The sequence below is a fragment of the Streptomyces sp. NPDC018947 genome (assembly GCF_044390505.1).
GTDB lineage: Bacteria > Actinomycetota > Actinomycetes > Streptomycetales > Streptomycetaceae > Streptomyces.
This window is the reverse complement of record NZ_JBIRZD010000009.1, coordinates 22,266-40,800: the sequence shown is the minus strand read 5'-3', so window position 1 is coordinate 40,800 and position 18,535 is coordinate 22,266. Positions and strand designations below refer to the sequence as shown.

General features: G+C 74.1%; 15 protein-coding genes and 1 tRNA gene. 10 read left to right on the top strand and 6 right to left on the bottom strand.

Going from position 1 to position 18,535, the window contains the following annotated elements; translation table 11 throughout:
• Positions 1-63 precede the first annotated feature (63 nt).
• Positions 64-137 (top strand) — tRNA-Ala (locus ACH499_RS18320).
• Positions 138-219: 82 nt separating this feature from the next.
• On the opposite strand, the gene ACH499_RS18315 is transcribed toward ACH499_RS18320, so the two are convergent.
• The 3 genes from ACH499_RS18315 to ACH499_RS18305 all read right to left on the bottom strand — a co-directional run bounded on the left by ACH499_RS18315 (position 220) and on the right by ACH499_RS18305 (position 4,046).
• Entirely contained in the window at positions 220-2,676 is a 2,457-nt protein-coding gene (locus ACH499_RS18315; protein ID WP_399016883.1) for an ABC transporter permease, read from the bottom strand.
• Positions 2,670-3,437: an ABC transporter ATP-binding protein gene (locus tag ACH499_RS18310; protein WP_399016881.1), complete on the bottom strand. Its 768-nt coding sequence runs from the start codon at positions 3,435-3,437 to the stop codon at positions 2,670-2,672. The genes ACH499_RS18315 and ACH499_RS18310 overlap by 7 nt, the downstream gene beginning before the upstream one ends.
• Positions 3,438-3,560: 123 nt before the next feature.
• Positions 3,561-4,046 (bottom strand): GNAT family N-acetyltransferase, encoded by a 486-nt coding sequence (locus ACH499_RS18305; RefSeq protein ID WP_356198652.1) that lies wholly within the window; start codon positions 4,044-4,046, stop codon positions 3,561-3,563.
• Between the two features lie 68 nt (positions 4,047-4,114).
• On the opposite strand from ACH499_RS18305, the gene ACH499_RS18300 reads away from it, so the two are divergent.
• A complete protein-coding gene (locus ACH499_RS18300; protein ID WP_399016879.1) occupies positions 4,115-4,918 on the top strand; it encodes an exodeoxyribonuclease III in 804 nt (267 codons plus the stop codon).
• Here the strand turns inward: ACH499_RS18300 and ACH499_RS18295 are convergent.
• On the bottom strand, positions 4,906-5,544 hold the full coding sequence (locus ACH499_RS18295; protein ID WP_399017191.1) for a MerR family transcriptional regulator: 639 nt from the start codon (positions 5,542-5,544) through the stop codon (positions 4,906-4,908). The genes ACH499_RS18300 and ACH499_RS18295 overlap by 13 nt on opposite strands.
• Positions 5,545-5,731: 187 nt before the next feature.
• Here ACH499_RS18295 and ACH499_RS18290 point away from each other — a divergent pair, with 187 nt between their 5' ends.
• The 4 genes from ACH499_RS18290 to ACH499_RS18275 all read left to right on the top strand — a co-directional run bounded on the left by ACH499_RS18290 (position 5,732) and on the right by ACH499_RS18275 (position 9,440).
• Positions 5,732-7,264, top strand: a complete 1,533-nt coding sequence (locus tag ACH499_RS18290) for a flavin-containing monooxygenase (RefSeq protein ID WP_399016877.1) — start codon at positions 5,732-5,734, stop codon at positions 7,262-7,264.
• Entirely contained in the window at positions 7,261-8,280 is a 1,020-nt protein-coding gene (locus tag ACH499_RS18285; RefSeq protein ID WP_399016875.1) for an alpha/beta fold hydrolase, read from the top strand. The genes ACH499_RS18290 and ACH499_RS18285 overlap by 4 nt, the downstream gene beginning before the upstream one ends.
• Entirely contained in the window at positions 8,277-9,170 is an 894-nt protein-coding gene (locus ACH499_RS18280) for an SDR family oxidoreductase (RefSeq protein WP_356198646.1), read from the top strand. Before ACH499_RS18285 ends, ACH499_RS18280 begins: the two co-directional genes overlap by 4 nt.
• A gap of 87 nt (positions 9,171-9,257) precedes the next feature.
• Entirely contained in the window at positions 9,258-9,440 is a 183-nt protein-coding gene (locus ACH499_RS18275; protein ID WP_356198645.1) for a hypothetical protein, read from the top strand.
• Positions 9,441-9,537: 97 nt separating this feature from the next.
• Here the strand turns inward: ACH499_RS18275 and ACH499_RS18270 are convergent, their stop codons facing one another.
• Positions 9,538-13,056, bottom strand: coding sequence for a S41 family peptidase (locus tag ACH499_RS18270; protein WP_399016872.1), 3,519 nt, complete (start codon positions 13,054-13,056; stop codon positions 9,538-9,540).
• Between the two features lie 147 nt (positions 13,057-13,203).
• Here ACH499_RS18270 and ACH499_RS18265 point away from each other — a divergent pair, with 147 nt between their 5' ends.
• The 4 genes from ACH499_RS18265 (at position 13,204) to ACH499_RS18250 (ending at position 17,266) form a co-directional block, all read left to right on the top strand.
• Complete coding sequence (locus ACH499_RS18265; RefSeq protein ID WP_356198641.1) at positions 13,204-13,839, top strand: TetR/AcrR family transcriptional regulator; 636 nt, start codon at positions 13,204-13,206, stop codon at positions 13,837-13,839.
• Positions 13,840-13,956: 117 nt separating this feature from the next.
• A complete protein-coding gene (locus ACH499_RS18260; RefSeq protein ID WP_356198639.1) occupies positions 13,957-16,182 on the top strand; it encodes an MMPL family transporter in 2,226 nt (741 codons plus the stop codon).
• 142 nt (positions 16,183-16,324) lie between these two features.
• The gene (locus tag ACH499_RS18255) at positions 16,325-16,828 is read left to right on the top strand and encodes a YbaK/EbsC family protein (protein WP_399016869.1); all 504 of its coding nucleotides are present in this window, start codon (positions 16,325-16,327) and stop codon (positions 16,826-16,828) included.
• A 162-nt stretch (positions 16,829-16,990) separates the two neighbouring features.
• Complete coding sequence (locus ACH499_RS18250) at positions 16,991-17,266, top strand: DUF1876 domain-containing protein (protein ID WP_356198636.1); 276 nt, start codon at positions 16,991-16,993, stop codon at positions 17,264-17,266.
• Positions 17,267-17,301: 35 nt separating this feature from the next.
• Here the strand turns inward: ACH499_RS18250 and ACH499_RS18245 are convergent, their stop codons facing one another.
• Complete coding sequence (locus ACH499_RS18245) at positions 17,302-18,516, bottom strand: serine hydrolase domain-containing protein (protein WP_399017189.1); 1,215 nt, start codon at positions 18,514-18,516, stop codon at positions 17,302-17,304.
• Positions 18,517-18,535: the final 19 nt, after the last annotated feature.

Sequence of the window (18,535 nt, the reverse complement as noted above, 5' to 3'; positions counted from 1 at the left end):
CCCGTCGCCGGGAAGCGATTTTTGAGCAGGCCGATCGGGGTGCTAAAGTTTCACTCGTTGCAAGGGCCTGTGGCGCAGTCCGGTAGCGCACCTCGTTCGCATCGAGGGGGCCAGGGGTTCAAATCCCCTCAGGTCCACGCATCATGAAGCCCCAGTCAGGGATCACTGACTGGGGCTTCATCGTGTCCCGGCCCCCGGGCCGCCGGGCACCGGCAGGGATCAGCCCGCCGCCCGGACTGACAGCTCGTCACCCGCCCCCCGTCGCAGCGCAACCGCCGCCGGCAGCACCGACGCCGCCACCGCCACGAGCGCGCACGCGCCCGACACCGCGCCCAGGGCCGTCCAGGGCAGGGGGAGGGAGACGGCCGGGGCCGAGAGCAGGAGCAGGGCGGCCCGCATGCCCAGGAGGTCGAGGACCGTCACCGCGAGCCCCAGGACGGTGCCGACCGCCACCACCGCCAGGGACTCCGCCGCCACCAGCCGCAGCACCTGTCCCCGGGTGGCGCCCGCCAGACGCAGGGCCGCCAGCTCCCGCCGTCGGTCGGACGTCGCCATGACCAGGGTGGCCGCCAGCGCGATCCCCGCGTACACCAGGGCCAGCCCCAGCACCAGCAGGAAGCCGGCCCGCGACGTGCCGTCCGTGCCGGGCGCCGTCGCCCGCAGCCACGCCCCCCGGGTGAGCACCTCCCCGCCCGAGGACCGCACCGCCTCGCGCAGCCCCGCCGCCACCGCCGCTCGGTCCGCGCCCCGCGCCACCGTCACCTCCACCCGGTCGACGCTCGCGCCCCGCGCGTTCGCCGGGGTCACGTACGCCCCGTTGTCACCGGTGCCGACCGGCATCACCGCCGCGATCCGCAGCGAACGCCGGGTGCCGTCGCCGAGCCGGACCGTCACGCGCTGCCCGACCGTGTGCCGCTCCCACTCCTCGTCGACCACGATCGAGTCGTCGTCCAGATCGGTGATCCGGCCGGCCGTCAGCGGGATCCGCGCGGTCGCCGCCAGCGCCTCCGGGTCGGCCGCCCGCGCCTCGGACCGGACCAGCGCCACGCCCTCCTCCACGACGTACACCGCCGTCGGCGCGGTCGGCGACACGGCCGCCGTGCCCGGCACCGCCCGCAGCCGCCGCAGGGCGTCCGCGTCGAGGCCGCCCTCCGCCCGCACCACCAGGTCCGCCACGGTCCGCTCCCGCGCCTCCGCCGCCCGCGCCCCGTTCAGCGTCGCCGCCGCCCCGAGCAGCGAACCCGTCAGCGCCACCGTCACCAGGACCGGCGCCGCCACCGAGGCCGTGCGCCGGACCGACGCGGCGGCGTTCTCCCGCACCAGCATCCCGCCCGCACCGCGCGGCCGGCACGGCAACCGGGCCGGCAGCCGGATCAGCGGGCGCACCAGCGCCGGGGCCAGCAGCGCCACCGCAGTGATCAGCAGCAGGGGACGGCTGACGTACGTCTTGCGGTGCAGCAGGTCGCCCGGATCGCCCAGCAGCGTCACGGCCAGGGTCACCGCGGCCGTCAGCAGCAGCGTCGTACCGCACACCAGACGGCCCCGCGTCAGCACGCCCCTGTCCACCGACGCCTCGCGCAGCGCCTCGGCCGGCCGGGTCCGTCCCGCCCGCCAGGACGCCGCCACCACCCCGCACAGGGCGACCAGCAGGCCCGTCCAGAACGCCAGGTGATACGGCCACACCCGGTCCCCGATCCCGAACCAGCCCGGCGCCAGCCCCTGCTCCACCGTCCACGCCGCGAGCCGGGGCGCGGCCCGCCCGCCCAGCGCGCAGCCCGTCGCCGAGGCGAGGACCCCGACCAGCAGCGCCTCGGCGGTCACCAGCCGGCGCACCTGGCCCGGCGTCGCGCCCGCCAGGCGCAGCAGCCCGAACTCGCGGCGCCGCTGCGCCACCGTGAAGGAGAACGTCGACGCCACCACGAACACCGATACGAAGGCGGCCACCCCGCCCGCCGTGCCGAACAGGGCGTGCAGCGCCGTCACCGCCTCCCGGTCCCGGTCCGGCGCCGCGTCCGCCAGCCGCCGCGCGGCACCGGTCAGGACCTGGGCACGGTCGCCCACCACCCGCCGTACCTCCGCCGGGTCCGCGTCCACCACCATCTGCGTGCTCGACGGCGACAGCCGGGCCGCGCGGGCGTCGGTGAGGAAGACGGCCCGCTCGACGTCCGGGCCGTCCACGGTGCCGACGACCCGCAGGGTGCCCTGGGGGGTGCGCAGCGGCTCGCCCACGGCCGCCCAGTCGCCCGTGACCACCACCTCGCCGTCCGCCCCCGGAGCCCGCCCCGCGCTCAGCGCGTACGGGGCGAAGGCCGCCGTCGACCACGGGTGGCCCACCAGATCACGCGGCCCGCCCTCGACCCGCACGGGGAAGGAACGGTCCTCGGTGACCCGGCCCAGCGCCCGCAGCGCGGCCACCGTCCCCGGCGGCACCGGACGCGGATGCGCCAGCGGCTCGGTGCGGACGCCGTTCGCGGTCGGCACCCGCAGCGTGTCGTGCCCCCGCACCACCACGGGTGCCGCCGCGAACCGCTCCGGGGCGCGCTCGGGCGCGTCCGACGAGGAGGCCAGGGCCAGGCCGGTCACGGTGAGCAGGGCGACGCCGAGCGCCAGGGCGACGAAGCCGCCCACGAAGGAGGTCCAGCGCACGCGCAGGGTGCGCGGGGCGAGGCTCAGCACGACAGGGCCTCCTGACCGGCGGTCTCCAGCGTCGTCATGCGGGCCGCGATCTCCCCGGCCGGGGCACCCGCCAGCTCGCCGTGCACCCGGCCGTCGACCAGGAACACGACCCGGTCCGCCCAGGAGGCGGCCAGCGGGTCGTGGGTGACCATGACGACCGTGCGGCCCTCCGCGTCGACCATGTCCCGCAGCAGCGCCAGCACCTCGCGGCCGGTGCGCGTGTCCAGCGCGCCGGTCGGCTCGTCGCCGAACAGCACCTCGGGCCGGGTGATCAGCGCCCGCGCCAGCGCTACCCGCTGCTGCTGACCGCCCGACAGCTCGGACGGCCGGTGCCGGGCGCGCTCACCGAGCCCGACCCGCCGCAGCGCCTCCCGCACCTCGGCGCCGCGCGGGCGCCGTCCGGCCAGGCGCAGCGGCAGCGCGACGTTCTGCTCGGCCGTCAGGAACGGGAGCAGGTTGAACGCCTGGAAGACGAACCCGATCCGCTCCCGGCGCAGCAGCGTCAGCCGCCGCTCGCTCAGCGCGGTCAGCTCCGTCCCCCCGAGCCGTACCGAGCCCGCGGTGGGCCGGTCCAGGCCGGCCGCACAGCTCAGCAGCGTCGACTTGCCCGAGCCGGAGGGGCCCATGACGGCGGTGAAGGTGCCGGCCGGGAAGGCGAGCGACACCCCGTCGAGGGCGGCCACCTCGCCACCGCCCGTCCCGTATCTCCTGCTGACGCCGCGCAGTTCGACCGCGCCGGTTCCGCTGCCCGCGATACCCATGTCTTCCGCTGCCCCCACTCGTCCGGTGTGCGTGGGGTCCACGAAACCGCGACAGGGGCCGCCGGGTCGGTGCGGCAGGGGCGAGACCTGGGGTGGGGCCAGGCATACCCTCCCGAGTACGTCCTACGGGACCTGGAGGGCCTTCGCGTAGCAGAGGCTCTCCTCGTGGAACCGGTAGTAGCCGAACTTCTCGCAGGGCTCGTAGCCGCTGGAGACGTAGAGGGCGACGGCCTCCGGCTGCTTGGTGCCGGTCTCCAGGACCATGCGGGACCGGCCGGCCGCGCGGGCGTCCTCCTCCAGGGCGGCCAGGATGCGCCGGGCCAGCCCCCGGCCGCGCATCTGCTCGATCACGAACATCCGCTTCAGCTCGGCGTCACCGTCGAGATTGCCCTCGTCGTTCGCGTCCTGGCTGCGCCAGCCGCCGGAGGCCACCGGAACGTCGTTCTCGTCGTACGCGATCAGGTACAGGCCGTTCGGCGGCGTGAAGTCCGCGGGGTCGAGCTGGGTGGCGTCGCCGCCGTCGCCGTAGCGGAGGTCGTACTCGGCCTGGACCTCGTCGTTCAGCTTCACGGCGTCGGGGTGGTCGAACGGGACCCGGCGTATGTTCATGCTTCCTACCGTATGTCGATGCGCAATCCGGAGACGGACATCGTCCAGTGTGCCGGTATCGTGCGCTGATGCTCACCGTGACCTCCGTGAATGTGAACGGTCTGCGCGCCGCCACGAAGAAGGGCTTCGTGGAGTGGCTCGCGGACACCTCCGCCGACGTGCTCTGCCTTCAGGAGGTGCGGGCCGAGCCCCAGCAGTTGCCCGAGCACGTGCGCACCCCCGACGGCTGGCACGTGACGCACGCCCCCGCCGCCGCGAAGGGCCGCGCCGGGGTCTCCCTCTACACCCGCCGGGAACCCGACCGCGTCCGCATCGGCTTCGGCTCGTCCGAGTTCGACACGAGCGGCCGGTACGTCGAGGCCGACCTGCCCGGTGTGACGGTGGCCTCCCTCTACCTGCCCTCCGGCGAGGTCGGCACCGAGCGCCAGGACGAGAAGATCCGCTTCATGGGCGAGTTCCTGCCCTACCTCAAGGAACTGGGCGGACGCGCCGCCGCCGAGGGCCGCGAGGTCGTGGTCTGCGGCGACTGGAACATCGCCCACCGGCAGGCGGACCTGAGGAACTGGCGCGGCAACACCAAGAACTCCGGCTTCCTCCCGGAGGAACGGGAGTGGCTCGGCCGCGTCCTCGACCCCTCCGACGGCGGCTACGTCGACGTGGTGCGCGCCCTGCACCCCGACGCGGAGGGACCGTACTCGTGGTGGTCGTACCGGGGGCGGGCCTTCGACAACGATTCGGGATGGAGGATCGACTACCACGTGGCGACGCCGGGGCTGGCCGCCCGGGCCGTGAAGGGGTACGTCGAGCGGGCCGCCACGCACGCCGAGCGCTGGTCGGACCATGCGCCGGTGACCGTCGTCTACGGGCGCTGACCCTCGTCCGGCTTCTCCCGCAGTCTCCGGTCCAGGGCGAGGGAGAGTTCCGCCTCCACCACGCTGCGGGCCAGGGGGCGCAGGCGGGGGACGTCCTGGGCGGTGGCGTGGCGCAGGATCAGCTCGGTGAAGATGTCGGCGAGGGCCTCGGCGTGGTCGCGGACGCGTCTGCCGGCGTCCAGGACCTCGGCGAGGGGGATGCCCTCGCGGACCAGCGCCGAGGAGACGTCCAGCAGGCGGTGGCTGATGTGGACGAGTTCGTCGCCGTCGGTGCCCAGGTAGCCCAGTTCCATGGCGGCGGCGAGGTTGTCCGGGGTGACCTCGCCCTCGAAGCGGGCGGCGAGTTCCTCGGGGGTGAGGCGGACCGGGGTCTCCTCGGTGGGTTCGCCGATGCCGAGCAGATCGCCGACGTCGCGGCCGTGGTCGAAGGCGTCGGCGAGTTCCGCGATGCCGCTGAGGGTGTGGCCGCGTTCCAGCAGCGCCGCGATGGTGCGCAGGCGGGCCAGGTGGTGGTCGTCGTACCAGGCGATGCGGCCCTCGCGGCGGGGCGGCGGGATCAGCTTGCGCTCGCGGTAGAACCGCAGGGTGCGCACGGTGATGCCGGCCAGCCGGGCCAGTTCCTCCATGCGGTACTCGCGCGGGCCTGCGGGTCGTCCGGCGTCTCCAGCGTCTTCTGCCACGCCGGAAGCCTATGTCGTACCGGCGGTAACTTTCCTTGCCGCGCCCCCTACCCATCAGTACGGAGCTGCTCTACTCTCCCCATTGCGCCAGTGTTCACTGGCGGAGTTCTAGGCGACGCGTGGAGGCTTCGTGATGGCCGAGCACGAGCAGGTTCGAGAACACGTGCGGGTGGCGGTGATCGGGTCCGGCTTCGGCGGGCTGGGGGCCGCCGTGCGGCTGCGCCGCGAGGGGATCACCGACTTCGTCGTCCTCGAGAGGTCCGACAGCGTCGGCGGCACCTGGCGGGACAACAGCTACCCGGGGTGCGCCTGCGACGTGCCGTCCCACCTCTACTCGTTCTCCTTCGCGCCCAACCCGGAGTGGCCGCGCACCTTCTCCGGGCAGCGGCACATCCGGGCGTACCTGGAGCACGTGACCGACACCTTCGGGCTGCGCCCCCACATCCGCTTCGGCTCGGAGGTGGAGCGGGCGGCGTGGGACGCGGAGCGGTTGCGGTGGGAGATAGAGACGGCGCGCGGGAGCCTCACGGCCGACGTCGTCGTCTCGGCCACCGGCCCGCTGTCCGACCCCAAGGTCCCGGACGTCCCCGGCCTCGACTCCTTCCCCGGCAGGGTCTTCCACTCCGCCCGCTGGGACCACGACCTCGACCTCACCGGCAAGCGCGTCGCCGTGATCGGCACCGGCGCCTCCGCCATCCAGATCGTCCCGGCCATCCAGCCGAAGGTCGGCCGCCTCACCCTCTTCCAGCGCACCCCGGCCTGGGTGATGCCCCGCATGGACCGGGCGATCAGCGGCGCCGAGCGCGCCCTGCACCGGGCGCTGCCCGTCACCACCAAGCTGCGCCGGGGCCTGCTGTGGGGCATCCGGGAACTCCAGGTGCAGGCCTTCACCAAGCACCCGAACGAGCTGGGATTCGTCGAGCGGATCGCCAAGCGCAACATGGCCTCCGCCATCAAGGACCCGGCCCTGCGCGCCAAGCTCACCCCCGACTACCGCATCGGCTGCAAGCGGATCCTGCTGTCGAGCGAGTACTACCCGGCGCTCGCCCGGCCCAATGTCGACGTGGTCGCCGCCGGACTCGGCGAGGTGCGCGGCAGCACCCTCGTCGGCGCCGACGGCAGCGAGGCCGAGGCCGACGTGATCATCTTCGGCACCGGTTTCCACGTCACCGACATGCCCATCGCCGAGCGGGTCGTGGGCGCGGACGGGCGGACGCTCGCGGAGACCTGGAAGGGCGGCATGGAGGCCCTGCGGGGAGCCTCGGCGCCCGGCTTCCCCAACTGGATGACGATCATCGGTCCCAACACCGGCCTCGGGAACTCGTCCATGATCCTCGTCATCGAGTCCCAGTTGAACTACATGGCCGACTACCTGCGCCAGCTCGACGTCCTCGGCGGCAGGGTCGCCCTCGACGCCCGCCCCGCCGCCGTGCGCGGCTGGAACCACCGGGTGCAGGAGCGCATGAAGCGCACCGTGTGGAACACCGGCGGCTGCACGAGCTGGTACCTGGACCCGAGCGGCCGCAACACCACCATCTGGCCCGGCACCACCTCCGAGTTCCGGCGTGCGACGCGGAGGGTGGACCTCGCCGAGTACGAGGTGCTGCGCGCAGCACCCGCGGCCGCGAAGTCCCCCGCCGGCACGAGCGCGGAGGTGGGCGCGTGAGCCGCATCGCGTACGTCGCCTCCGGTCCCTACGCCCCGCCCGTGCCCGCCCATGTGCTGACCGTCACCTCCGCCGACGGGGCCCGGCTGCACGTGGAGGTGCACGGACCCGAGAACGCCCCCGCGGTCGTCCTGGCCCACGGCTGGACCTGCTCGACCGCCTTCTGGGCGGCGCAGATCCGCGCCCTGTCCGCCGGACACCGGGTCATCGCCTACGACCAGCGCGGCCACGGCCGCAGCCCGGCGAGCCGTACGTGCGGCACCGACGCCCTCGCCGACGACCTGGAAGCGGTGCTCAGGGCCACCCTCGCGCCCGGCGAACGGGCCGTGATCGCCGGGCACTCCATGGGCGGGATGACGGTCATGGCCGCCGCCGCGCGGCCCGCCGTGCGGGAGCACGCCGCGGCCGTCCTGCTGTGCAGCACGGGCAGTTCGCGGCTGGTGGCGTCCGCCACCGTGCTGCCGCTGCGGGAGGGCCGGGTGCGCACCTGGCTGACCCGGCGCGTCCTCGGCTCCAGGGCCCCGCTCGGGCCGGTCACGCCCGTCGCGCTGAGGATCCTCAAGTACGGGACGATGGGCCCCGGTTCGGCCCCGCACATGGTCGAGGCGTGTGCCCGCATCGTGCACGCCTGCCCGCGTGCGGTGCGCCACGCCTGGTCGGAGGTGCTGGACCTGCTCGACCTCGACCACGGCGTACGGGAGTTGAGGGTGCCCGTCGAGGTGATCGTCGGCACCGCGGACCGGCTGACCCCGCCCGTGCACGCCCGCTCGCTGGCCGAGGCGCTGCCCAACTGCGTGGGCCTGACGGAACTTCCGGGACTCGGTCACATGACGCCCGTCGAGGCGCCGGAACTGGTCACGGAGAAGATACGCGCGCTCGCCGCCGAACACATACCGGTCACGCCCAGGGCATCCGCGAAGCCCGCCGCATCCGCGAAGCCCGCGGGGCCGGGGCGGTCCGTAGGATCCGCGGAATCCGCAGACACGCACGCCGTACACGCCGAGGAGAGCGCATGAGCAGGGTGAGTCTGGAAGGCCGGGTCGCCGTCGTCACCGGAGCGGCGCGGGGCGTCGGGGAGTTGCTGGCCCGCAAGCTCTCCGCGCGCGGGGTGAAGGTCGCCCTGGTCGGGCTGGAGCCGGACGGGCTCAAGCAGGTCTCGGCCCGGCTGCACACCGACAGCGAGGTCTGGCACGCCGACGTCACCGACCACGAGACGATGGCCCGGGTCGCCGGTGAGGTCCGGGAGCGGTTCGGCAGGGTCGACATCGTCGTCGCCAACGCGGGCGTCGCCACCGGCGGTCCGTTCGCCGCCTCCGACCCCGAGTCCTGGCGCCGGGTCATCGAGGTCAACCTGATCGGCTCGGCGGTGACGGCCCGCGCCTTCCTGCCGGCGCTGTTCGACAGCCGCGGCTATCTGCTCCAGATCGCGTCCCTGGCCGCGATCACGCCCGCGCCGATGATGACGGCCTACTGCGCCTCCAAGTCCGGTGTGGAGGCGTACGCGCACAGCCTGCGCGCCGAGGTCGGCCCTCGCGGCGTGAAGGTCGGCGTCGGCTATCTGTCGTGGACCGACACCGACATGGTGCGCGGCGCCGACCAGGACGACGTCATGCGGGAGCTGAGGCGGCGGCTGCCGTGGCCGTCGAACAAGACGTATCCGCTGGGCCCGGCGGTGGACCGGCTCGTGGAGGGCATCGAGCGCCGGTCGGGCCATGTGTACGGACAGTGGTGGCTGCGCGGGATGCAGGGGGTGCGCGGGTACCTGCCGGCGCTCATCGGCACCGTCGGCCAGCGCGAGGTGCGGCGCTTCGCGGACCGGCTGAGCGGCGTGGGCACGGGGCTGGTCGGCGCGGGCGGAGCGGCCGACGAACAGCACCGTTCGACGTCCGCCACGGAGCGTCACTGATCGACATGCGCAGGGTCACCGCCCGTGTGAATCTGATCGGGCCCGGCCGATCCGGCCGGCCCGAAAGACCAACAGGAGTGAACCCACATGGGTATCAAGGACCAGTTCCAGGACAAGGCCGAGCGCATGCAGCAGCAGGGCAAGCAGCGTGCCGAGCAGGCGAAGGACCAGATGCACAACCGCGACCGCCGTCGCGACGAGGACCAGGCCGACCCGTCCTCGCGCCGCCGGGACGCGGAGGAGCGGTTCGAGGAGAACTACGACGCCTGACGCGCGGCCGCTGAGCCGATCCGAGGAGGCGCCTTCCGCCGTGCGGAGGGCGCCTCTTCCATGAGCGGGGACGGTGAGTCGCCGCCCTCCGGGGCCGTCACCGCCGGGGCGGCAGCGGCGGCCGGGAGCGGTCCGGTACGTCCGCGTAACCCGGCGGCGTCGCGGGCGGGTTGGTCTCCAGCAGCTCCAACGCGAGCCGCACCGCCTCGTCCAGCACCGGGTAGCGGCCCTCGGCCCAGTCCAGCGGGGTGCGCAGAGCCTCCACGTCGGGGGCGACGCCGTAGTTCTCCACGGACCAGCCGTACGCGTCGAACCACGCCGCGTTCATCGGCACCGTGATGACCGTGCCGTCGCCCAGGCTGTGCCGGCCGGTCATGCCGACCACGCCGCCCCAGGTGCGCTGGCCGACCACCGGGCCGAGGCGCAGCAGTTTGAACGCGGCCGTGATCATGTCGCCGTCGGAGGACGTCGCCTCGTCCGCGAGCGCCACCACCGGTCCGCGCGGCGCGTTGGAGGTGTACGACACCGGCTGGGCGTCCCGCGTCAGGTCCCAGCCCAGAATGGTGCGCGTCAGCTTCTCGATGACCAGCTCGCTGATGTGCCCGCCCGCGTTGCCGCGCACGTCCACGATCAGCGCGGGCCGCGACACCTCCATGCGCAGGTCGCGGTTGAACTGCGCCCAGCCGGAGCCGCCCATGTCGGGGATGTGGAGGTAGCCGCAGCGTCCGCCGCTCAACCGCCGTACCACCTCGCGGCGTTTGGTCACCCAGTCCTGGTACCGCAGCGGGCGTTCGTCGATCAGCGGGACGACCGCGACCCGGCGGGCGGGGCCCGTGCCGTCCCCGGCCGGCGCGAAGGTCAGCTCGACGGTCGTCGCGCCCGCGCCGGCCAGCAGCGGGGACGGGCCCGCCACCGGGTCGACCGGGCGGCCGTCCACGTGCGTCAGCACGGCGCCCTCGCGGATGCCCGTACCGGCCAGCGGGGAACGGGCCTTGGAGTCCGAGGAGTCGCCGGGCAGGATCCGCCTGACCACCCAGCGGCCGTCCCGGCACACGAAGTTGGCGCCGAGCAGGCCCTGCCAGCGCTGGTAGTGCGCCGGGCCCTCGTTGCGCCGGGCGGCGGCGACGTAGGCGTGCGAGGTGCCCAGTTCGCCCAGCACCTCGCGCAGCAGGTCGGCGAAGTCGTCGGGGGAGGCGACCCGTTCGACCAGCGGGCGGTACTGGTCCAGCACCGCGTCCCAGTCGATGCCGCACATGCCGGGGTCCCAGAAGTAGGCGCGGATCAGGCGGCCCGCCTCGTCGTACGCCTGGCGCCACTCGGCGGGCGGATCGACCTCGTGCAGGATGCGGCGCAGGTCGATCCAGGTGGTCGAGTCCCCGTCGCCCGCCTCGGTCGCCGGTACGGCGCGCAGGTCGCCCTCGTCCAGCACGACCAGGCGGGTGCCGTCGCCGCTGACCCGGAACCAGTCGAGGTGGCCGACCAGTTCGGACTTCTTCGCCTTGGCGAGGCTGAAGTGCTCCAGGGTGGGGCGCTCGCTCGGGTCGTCCGGGTTGGCGAACGTCTCGCCGAGTGCCCCCGAGATCGGCCAGCGCAGCCAGACCAGGCCGCCGCCCGCGACCGGGTGCAGCGCCGAGTACTTGGAGGCGGCCACGGGGAAGGGGGTCACCCGGTTCTCCAGCCCCTCCGCCTCCACGGTGACCGGGCCGCCCTCGCCCGGTTCGTCCTCCAGCGGGTCGAGTCCGCCGGCGGCCGGGCGGCCCTCCGGGTTCAGCGCGAAGGGGGAGGGGGTCGCGGAGGACAGCGGCACCAGGTACGGGCGGCAGCCGAGCGGGAAGGACAGGTCCCCGGTGTGCACGTCGTACACCGGGTCGAAGCCGCGCCAGGACAGGAACGCCAGGTAGCGGCCGTCGCGGGTGAAGACGGGGTTCTCGTCCTCGAAGCGGCCGTTGGTGACGTCGATGACGAAGGGCTCGTCCGGGTCGGTGATCCGGGCCAGCTTGATCTGCCGCAGCGAGCGGCCGATGCCCGGGTGGGACCAGGTCAGCCAGGCTCCGTCGGGGGAGAAGGCCAGGTCGCGGACCGGGCCGTTGTCGGACCGGATCAGCTCGGTGACGGCGGTGAACGGCCGGCCGGGCACGCCCGTCCCACCGACGCCGGCGCCGTCGCCCGCACCGGGGGCCTGTCCGGTGCCTGGGTCCGTGCCGGGGGCCTGTCCGGTGCCGGCCGCCTCGGCGGCGGCGGCCCCACCGCCCGCGCCGGGGCCGCTCCCCGGTTCGCCGCCCGCGTCGGGGCCGCCCGTGCCCCGCCCGCTCCCCGCGTCCGCCTCACCCGGACCGCCGGAGGCCCCGTCGGAGACGTCCAGCACCGCCGCCGACTCCGTCTCGTCCGGGACGTCGAGCAGCAGCAGCCGGCCGTCGTGGGAGGCGACGGCGAGGCGCTCGCCCGCCGGGTCCGAGACCAGCTCCAGCACGCGGCCGAGCCGGCCCGAGGCCAGCCGGCGGGGCGCCCGGCCCCCCGTCGCCCGCGGCAGGTAGGCGGTCTCCACGGCGTCCTCGCCGTCCGCGTCCGTCACGTACGCGATCCGTCCGCTCTCCCCGAGCATCTCCGGGAGCCGGACCCGTACCCCGGGGGGGTCGGCGATGCTGCGCGCCGGGCCGTCCCGGTGGGTGAGCCAGTACAGGCTGCCGCGGACGACGACGGCACTCGCGCGCCCCGTCTCGTCGACGGAGAGGCCGCCCACGTTCTGGGCGGCGGGCACCTGGTACGTACGCCGCCCCGCGCGCGGTCCGCTCAGCCGGACGTCGAGCCGGCGCGGCACCGAGCCCGGCGAGAGGTCGTCGACGATCCACAGGTCGCCCGCGCACTGGTACACCACCCGCGTGCCGTCGCTGGAGGCGTGCCGGGCGTAGAAGGCGTCGTGGTCGGTGTGGCGGCGCAGGTCGGAGCCGTCGTGGGCGCACGAGTAGAGGTTGCCGACGCCCTCGTGGTCGGAGAGGAAGGCGATGCGGCCCCCGGCGAACATGGGCGAGTGGAGGTGCCCCTCCAGATCCGCGAGCAGGCGCTGCCCGTGCAGCCAGAGCCGGCCCGTGGCGCCGCCCCGGTAGCGCTTCCAGGCGGCGGGCTCGTGCGGCGGGGTGCCGGTGAGCAGCAGCGTCCTGCGCTCGCCCGCCAGGTCGGCGGCCTGGATGTCCGCCACCGGGCCCCAGGGCAGCTTGCGGCCGGGCTCGCCGTCGAGGGCGATCTTGTAGGCCCAGGTCAGATGGGAGAAGGGCTCGCCGTGGGAGGCGACGGCGAGGACGGCGCTGCTGCCGTCGGGGTCGGGCGGCGTCCAGCCGCAGACGCGGGTGTCGAAGCCGCCCCAGTGCGTGAGCTGCCGTCCGGGGCCGCCGTCCACCGGCAGGAGGTGGACCTCCGGCACGAGAGTGCGCCAGCTCGTGTACGCGATGTGGCGGCCGTCGGGCGAGAAGCGCGGGTGGCCGGCCTTGGTGCGGTCGACGGTGAGGCGCCAGGCCCGGCCCGGACCGTCGAGGTCGGCGAGCCAGAGGTCGTCCTCGGCCACGAAGCACAACCGGTCGCCACTGAGGTGGGGAAGGCGCAGATAACTCACCCGTCCCATGCTTTGCCGGGGGCTGGGCACCGGCAACTTATGGGTAGCTGACAACCGTGATCCAGAACACGAACGAAACCGTTTCGTTTCGCTAGCCGCCCGGGGTACCCTCGACCTGTACGAAACGGTGTCGTTCTGAACGGAGAGGGGAGCGAGATGACCGAGGCCGCCACCGCGCGCCGCAGTCGGATCACCCCCGAGCGCGAGGCCGAGCTGTACGGCGCGGTGCTCGACCTGCTCCGGGAGGTCGGCTACGACGCCCTGACCATGGACGCCGTGGCCGCCCGCACCCGGTCCAGCAAGGCGACGCTCTACCGCCAGTGGGGCGGCAAGCCCGAGCTGGTCGTCAAGGCGATCCGGCACGGCAAGCCCGGGAAGACCGGCGAGATCGACACCGGCTCGCTCCGCGGCGACCTGCACGCCCTGATGTCCCGCGAGGACGACTGCACCATGGCCCAGAACTCCGCGCTGATGCGGGGCGTGGCCATGGCGCTCCACCAGAACCCGGATCTGCGCCAGGCGTTCCGGGAACAGCTCATCGAACCGGAGATGGCGGAGTTCCGGCGGCTGCTGCAACGCGCGGTCGACCGGGGGGAGATCAGAGCGGACTGTCCGGCCCTGGACTTCCTCGTGCACATGCTGGTCGGCGGCTTCGCCACGCGCACCCTGCTGGACGACCGGCCGCCGACCCGTGACTTCCTCACCTCGTACGTCGACGCCGTGATCCTCCCCGCTCTCGGTGTCGCTCCCCGCGGCCCCTCGGAAGCCTCCGGACCGTCCGGCTCCGCCTGATCGTCCGGCTCTTCCCGGCCTGTCCCCGGCCGAGCCCCACCTGACGTCACCGCTCACGTCGTCGGGCTGATCACACCTGCCCTGAAGACTCAACGACCTGACCGGGAGTACGCCCTCGTGGCCACATTCCTCTACAAACTCGGCCGCCTCGCCTTCCGGCGACGGCATTTCGTCGCCCTGATCTGGGTGGCGCTGCTGACCCTCGCCGGTGTCGGCGCGGCCAGCGCCCCGCCCGCCGGCAACTCGTCCTTCTCGATACCCGGCACCGAGGCCCAGAAGGCCTTCGACCTGCTCGAACAGCGCTTCCCGGGCCAGAGCGCCGACGGGGCGACCGCACGCGTCGTCTTCAAGGCGCCCGACGGGCAGAAGATGACGGACGCCGGTCACAGGGCGACCGTCGAGAAGACCGTCCACGAACTGGCGGACGGCTCCGAGGTCACCTCCGTCGCCGACCCCTACCAGGGCAACGCCGTCAGCAAGGACGGCACGATCGCCTACGCGTCGGTGCGCTACGACGTCTCCGGCATGGAGCTGGAGGAGTCCACCAAGGACGCCCTGGAGGACGCCGCGCAGCAGGCCCGCGACGCCGGGCTGACCGTCGAGATCGGCGGTGACGCGCTGCAGGCCGTCCCGGAGACCGGCTCCACGGAGATCATCGGCATCGCGGTCGCCGCCGTCGTCCTGGTCATCACCTTCGGCTCGCTGGTCGCGGCCGGGCTGCCGCTGCTGACGGCCCTGATCGGCGTCGGCATCGGCGTCTCGACCATTACCGCGCTGGCGAACGTGCTGGAGCTGGGCTCCACCACCTCGATCCTGGCCATGATGATCGGCCTCGCCGTCGGCATCGACTACGCCCTGTTCATCGTCTCCCGCTACCGCGCCGAACTCGCCGAGGGCCGCGGACGCGAGGAGGCGGCCGGCCGGGCCGTCGGCACCGCGGGCTCCGCCGTGGTCTTCGCCGGCCTCACCGTGGTCATCGCCCTGGTGGGCCTGGCGGTCGTCAACATCCCGATGCTGACCAAGATGGGCGTCGCGGCGGCCGGCACGGTGGCCATCGCCGTGCTGATCGCGCTCACGATGGTGCCCGCGCTGCTCGGTTACGCGGGCCGCAAGGTCAAGCCGGCCGGGGAGAAGAGCAAGCTGCTGGGCGGGGCCCGCGCGGCCGCGAGGAACGAGGCCGGCGCGGCCAGGCCCAACATGGGCACCCGCTGGGCGAGCTTCGTCGTCCGCCGGCCCGTCGCCGTCCTCCTGCTCGGCGTCCTCGGCCTCGGCGCCGCCGCGATCCCCGCCACCTCCCTGGAGCTGGGCCTGCCGGACGACGGCGCCCAGCCGACCTCCACGACCCAGCGCCGGGCGTACGACCTGCTGTCGGAGGGCTTCGGCGCCGGTTTCAACGGGCCGCTGATGGTGGTGGTGGACGCCAAGGGCGCCGACGCGCCGAAGGACGCGTTCAGCGACGTCGCCGACTCGATCAAGGGCATCGAGGGCGTCGTCGCGGTCACCCCGCCCGCGCCCAACAAGGCCGGCGACACCGCGACGATCACCGTGATCCCGGACTCCAAGCCGTCCTCCGTGCAGACCGAGGACCTGGTGCACGCCATCCGTGACACGGGCGGCGACATCAAGGCGGACACCGGCGCCGAGACCCTGGTCACCGGCGCGACCGCCATGAACATCGACGTCAGCCAGAAGCTGAACGACGCCCTGCTGCCCTACCTGGTCCTGGTCGTCGGCCTGGCCTTCCTGCTGCTGATCGTGGTGTTCCGCTCGATCCTGGTCCCGCTGAAGGCGGCCCTCGGCTTCCTGCTCTCGGTCATGGCGGCCCTCGGCGCGGTCGTCGCGGTCTTCCAGTGGGGCTGGCTGTCCGGCCTGATGGGCGTCGAGGAGACCGGCCCGGTCATGTCGATGATGCCGATCTTCATGGTGGGCGTGGTCTTCGGCCTGGCGATGGACTACGAGGTCTTCCTGGTCACCCGGATGAGGGAGGCGTACGTCCACGGCGAGAAGCCGAACCAGGCCGTGGTCACCGGCTTCCGGCACGGCGCCCGGGTCGTCACCGCGGCCGCGGTGATCATGATGGCGGTCTTCGCGGGCTTCATCGGCTCCAGCGAGTCCATGGTCAAGATGATCGGCTTCGGCCTGGCGATCGCCGTCTTCTTCGACGCGTTCGTCGTCCGCATGGCCATCGTCCCGGCCGTCCTGGCCCTGCTGGGCAGGAAGGCCTGGTGGCTGCCGAAGTGGCTGGACCGCGCCCTGCCCAACGTGGACGTCGAGGGCGAGGGCCTGCGCACGGCCGGCAGGCACACCGACCCCGACGAGGACAGGGAGCTGGCCCGCACCTGACGCGCCGCACCCGACGACAGACCAGCCGGTGAGGGTTCCGTGGGGACGGGGCTGCCCTCACCGGCTTCCTCGTCCCCGGCGGCCCGGCCGGCATCCGGTAAGCGGTCGCGTGTGCCGTACAGGCACCGCTACCGTGCCCGGCATGACGACGACCGAAGGCGGCACCGCCGCGCACCCCCGTTTCGCCGAAGCCCTGAGGACGCTCGGACTGGACGACCTGGCCGGCCGTATCCGGCGCTTCCCGGACTCCACCCGGACCGCCGCCGAGGCGGCCGCCGCGATCGGGTGCGAGCTGAGCCAGATCTGCAAGTCGCTGATCTTCGCCGCGGACGGGGTCCCGGTGCTGGTCCTCATGGACGGCGCCTCCCGCGTCGACGTGGACCGGGTCCGCGAGGAGCTGGGCGCCGGCAAGGTCACGCGGGCCGAGGCCGACGTCGTGCGCGAGACCACCGGGTACGCCATCGGCGGCGTGCCGCCCTTCGGGCACCGCAGCCGCACCCGCGTCCTCGCCGACCGGTCCCTCCTCGCGCACGACACGGTGTGGGCGGCGGCCGGCACCCCGTACGCCGTCTTCCCGATGGCACCGGGAGACCTCGTCGACGCCGCCGGCGCCACCCTCGTGGACGTGCGCGAGCGCTCCGCGTGAGTCCACCGGCCGGCCGGCGCCGCGCACGGGACGGGGGCCCCGCGCCGCGTACGGCCGGCGGCGTCGCCGAGGCGTACCGCATGCCGGACGACCAAGCCCGCGATGGTGCGTACGGCGACCGCGAGGAGCACCCTGGAAGGAGGTGTTCCGGAGGTGATCGTCATGATGCACACCGCAGTGGGATGGCACGTCGAGATGGAGTTCATGGAGGACGGCCGGCACACGCGGGCGGTCGCGATGGTGCGGCTTCCCGACGGCACCGAGGTGCGGGCGCACGGCCACGCCACCCGTCACCGGGTCGACGCGGAACAGCCACGTGTCGGTGAGGAGGTCGCCGGCGCACGGGCGTTGAACGAGCTGGCGATGATGCTGCTCACCAAGGCGCACGGCGAGATCGACGAGGCGTCCGGGCGGATCTCCCACCCGATCCACGTCTGAGCCGTCCGGCGCGGCGGCGCCCCCCGCGCCGCGTCTCAGCCCGCGTCGAGCGACGCCCGGACCGCCCGCACCAGGGCCTGTGCCCGCGGGTCGGACGTCACGCTCCGGCGGAAGCCGTTGGTGACGTAGCCGAAGGCGACGCCCGCCTCCGGGTCGGCGAAGCCGAGGGAGCCGCCGCGGCCGGGATGGCCGAAGGAGCCGGGGGACAGGAACGGGGACGCGCTGCCGTGCAGCATGTAACCGAGGCCGAAGCGGGTGCCGACGACCAGGACGCGGTCGGGGCCCGCCGACTCCTCGGAACGGGCCCGCCGCAGCGTCGCCGGGTCGAAGAGGCGCGGGTGCCGGGTGGCGCCGTCCACGTCGCCGATCAGCGCGGCGTAGAACCGGGCCAGTGCCTCGGCGGTGGCGATGCCGTTGGCCGCGGGGAGGGCCGCCGCCCGGTACGCCGGGTCGTTCTGGTCGGGCGTCGGCGTGATCGCGGCGAAGGCGCGGCGGGTGAGGGAGCCGGGGTCCTCGTAGGCCTCGGTGACCGAGCGCTTCGGGCGCAGCCGCAGCCCGCCCTCGGGCTCGGGTTCCTCGACGGCTCCGACCCGGCCGGCGCGGCCCGCGGCCTCCTCCTCGGCGGGCAGGCCGATCCACAGGTCCAGGCCCAGCGGCCCGGTGACCTCCTCGGCCAGCCACTCGCCCGCGCTCCGCCCGCCCGTCACCCTGCGCACCAGCTCGTCCAGCAGCCAGCCGTACGTCAGCGCGTGGTACCCGTGGTCGGTGCCCGGCTCCCAGACCGGTGCCTGGGCGGCGACGGCCTCGGCGGCCCGCAGCGGGTCGAGGGCCTCCGCGGGGGTGAGCGGACGGTCCAGGACCGGCAGCCCGGCCCGGTGGTTCAGCAGGTGCCTCACCGGCACCCGCTCCTTGCCGTGCGCCTTGAACTCCGGCCAGTACCCGCCGACCGGCGCGTCCAGGTCCAGCTCGCCGCGCTGGTGCAGCAGCAGCGGTACGGCGGCGGCGACGCCCTTCGTCACCGAGCGCACCACCTGGGCGGTGCCCCGGCGCCACGGCGCGGAGCCCGCGTCCGGGTCACCGGCGTCGCCCGCGCCGTCGACGTGCTTCGTGCCGCCCCACAGGTCGACGACCTTGCGGCCGTCCCGGTAGACGGCGACCGCCGCGCCCCGCTCGCCGAGCGCCGCGAAGTTCCGGGCGAACGCGTCCCGGACCGGCTCGAAGCCCCCGGCCACCGTGCCGTGCACCACCACGTCCGCGTCCACTTCCCCG

What these genes read in the sequence shown, in the direction of transcription:
- ACH499_RS18250 (WP_356198636.1), top strand. Translation starts at nt 16,991, where the DNA reads ATGATGCACACCGCAGTGGGATGGCACGTCGAGATGGAGTTCATGGAG.
- ACH499_RS18255 (WP_399016869.1), top strand. Translation starts at nt 16,325, where the DNA reads ATGACGACGACCGAAGGCGGCACCGCCGCGCACCCCCGTTTCGCCGAA.
- ACH499_RS18300 (WP_399016879.1), top strand. Translation starts at nt 4,115, where the DNA reads ATGCTCACCGTGACCTCCGTGAATGTGAACGGTCTGCGCGCCGCCACG.
- ACH499_RS18305 (WP_356198652.1), bottom strand. Translation starts at nt 4,046, where the DNA reads ATGAACATACGCCGGGTCCCGTTCGACCACCCCGACGCCGTGAAGCTG.
- ACH499_RS18280 (WP_356198646.1), top strand. Translation starts at nt 8,277, where the DNA reads ATGAGCAGGGTGAGTCTGGAAGGCCGGGTCGCCGTCGTCACCGGAGCG.
- ACH499_RS18295 (WP_399017191.1), bottom strand. Translation starts at nt 5,544, where the DNA reads ATGGAGGAACTGGCCCGGCTGGCCGGCATCACCGTGCGCACCCTGCGG.
- ACH499_RS18275 (WP_356198645.1), top strand. Translation starts at nt 9,258, where the DNA reads ATGGGTATCAAGGACCAGTTCCAGGACAAGGCCGAGCGCATGCAGCAG.
- ACH499_RS18270 (WP_399016872.1), bottom strand. Translation starts at nt 13,056, where the DNA reads ATGGGACGGGTGAGTTATCTGCGCCTTCCCCACCTCAGTGGCGACCGG.
- ACH499_RS18290 (WP_399016877.1), top strand. Translation starts at nt 5,732, where the DNA reads ATGGCCGAGCACGAGCAGGTTCGAGAACACGTGCGGGTGGCGGTGATC.
- ACH499_RS18265 (WP_356198641.1), top strand. Translation starts at nt 13,204, where the DNA reads ATGACCGAGGCCGCCACCGCGCGCCGCAGTCGGATCACCCCCGAGCGC.
- ACH499_RS18310 (WP_399016881.1), bottom strand. Translation starts at nt 3,437, where the DNA reads ATGGGTATCGCGGGCAGCGGAACCGGCGCGGTCGAACTGCGCGGCGTC.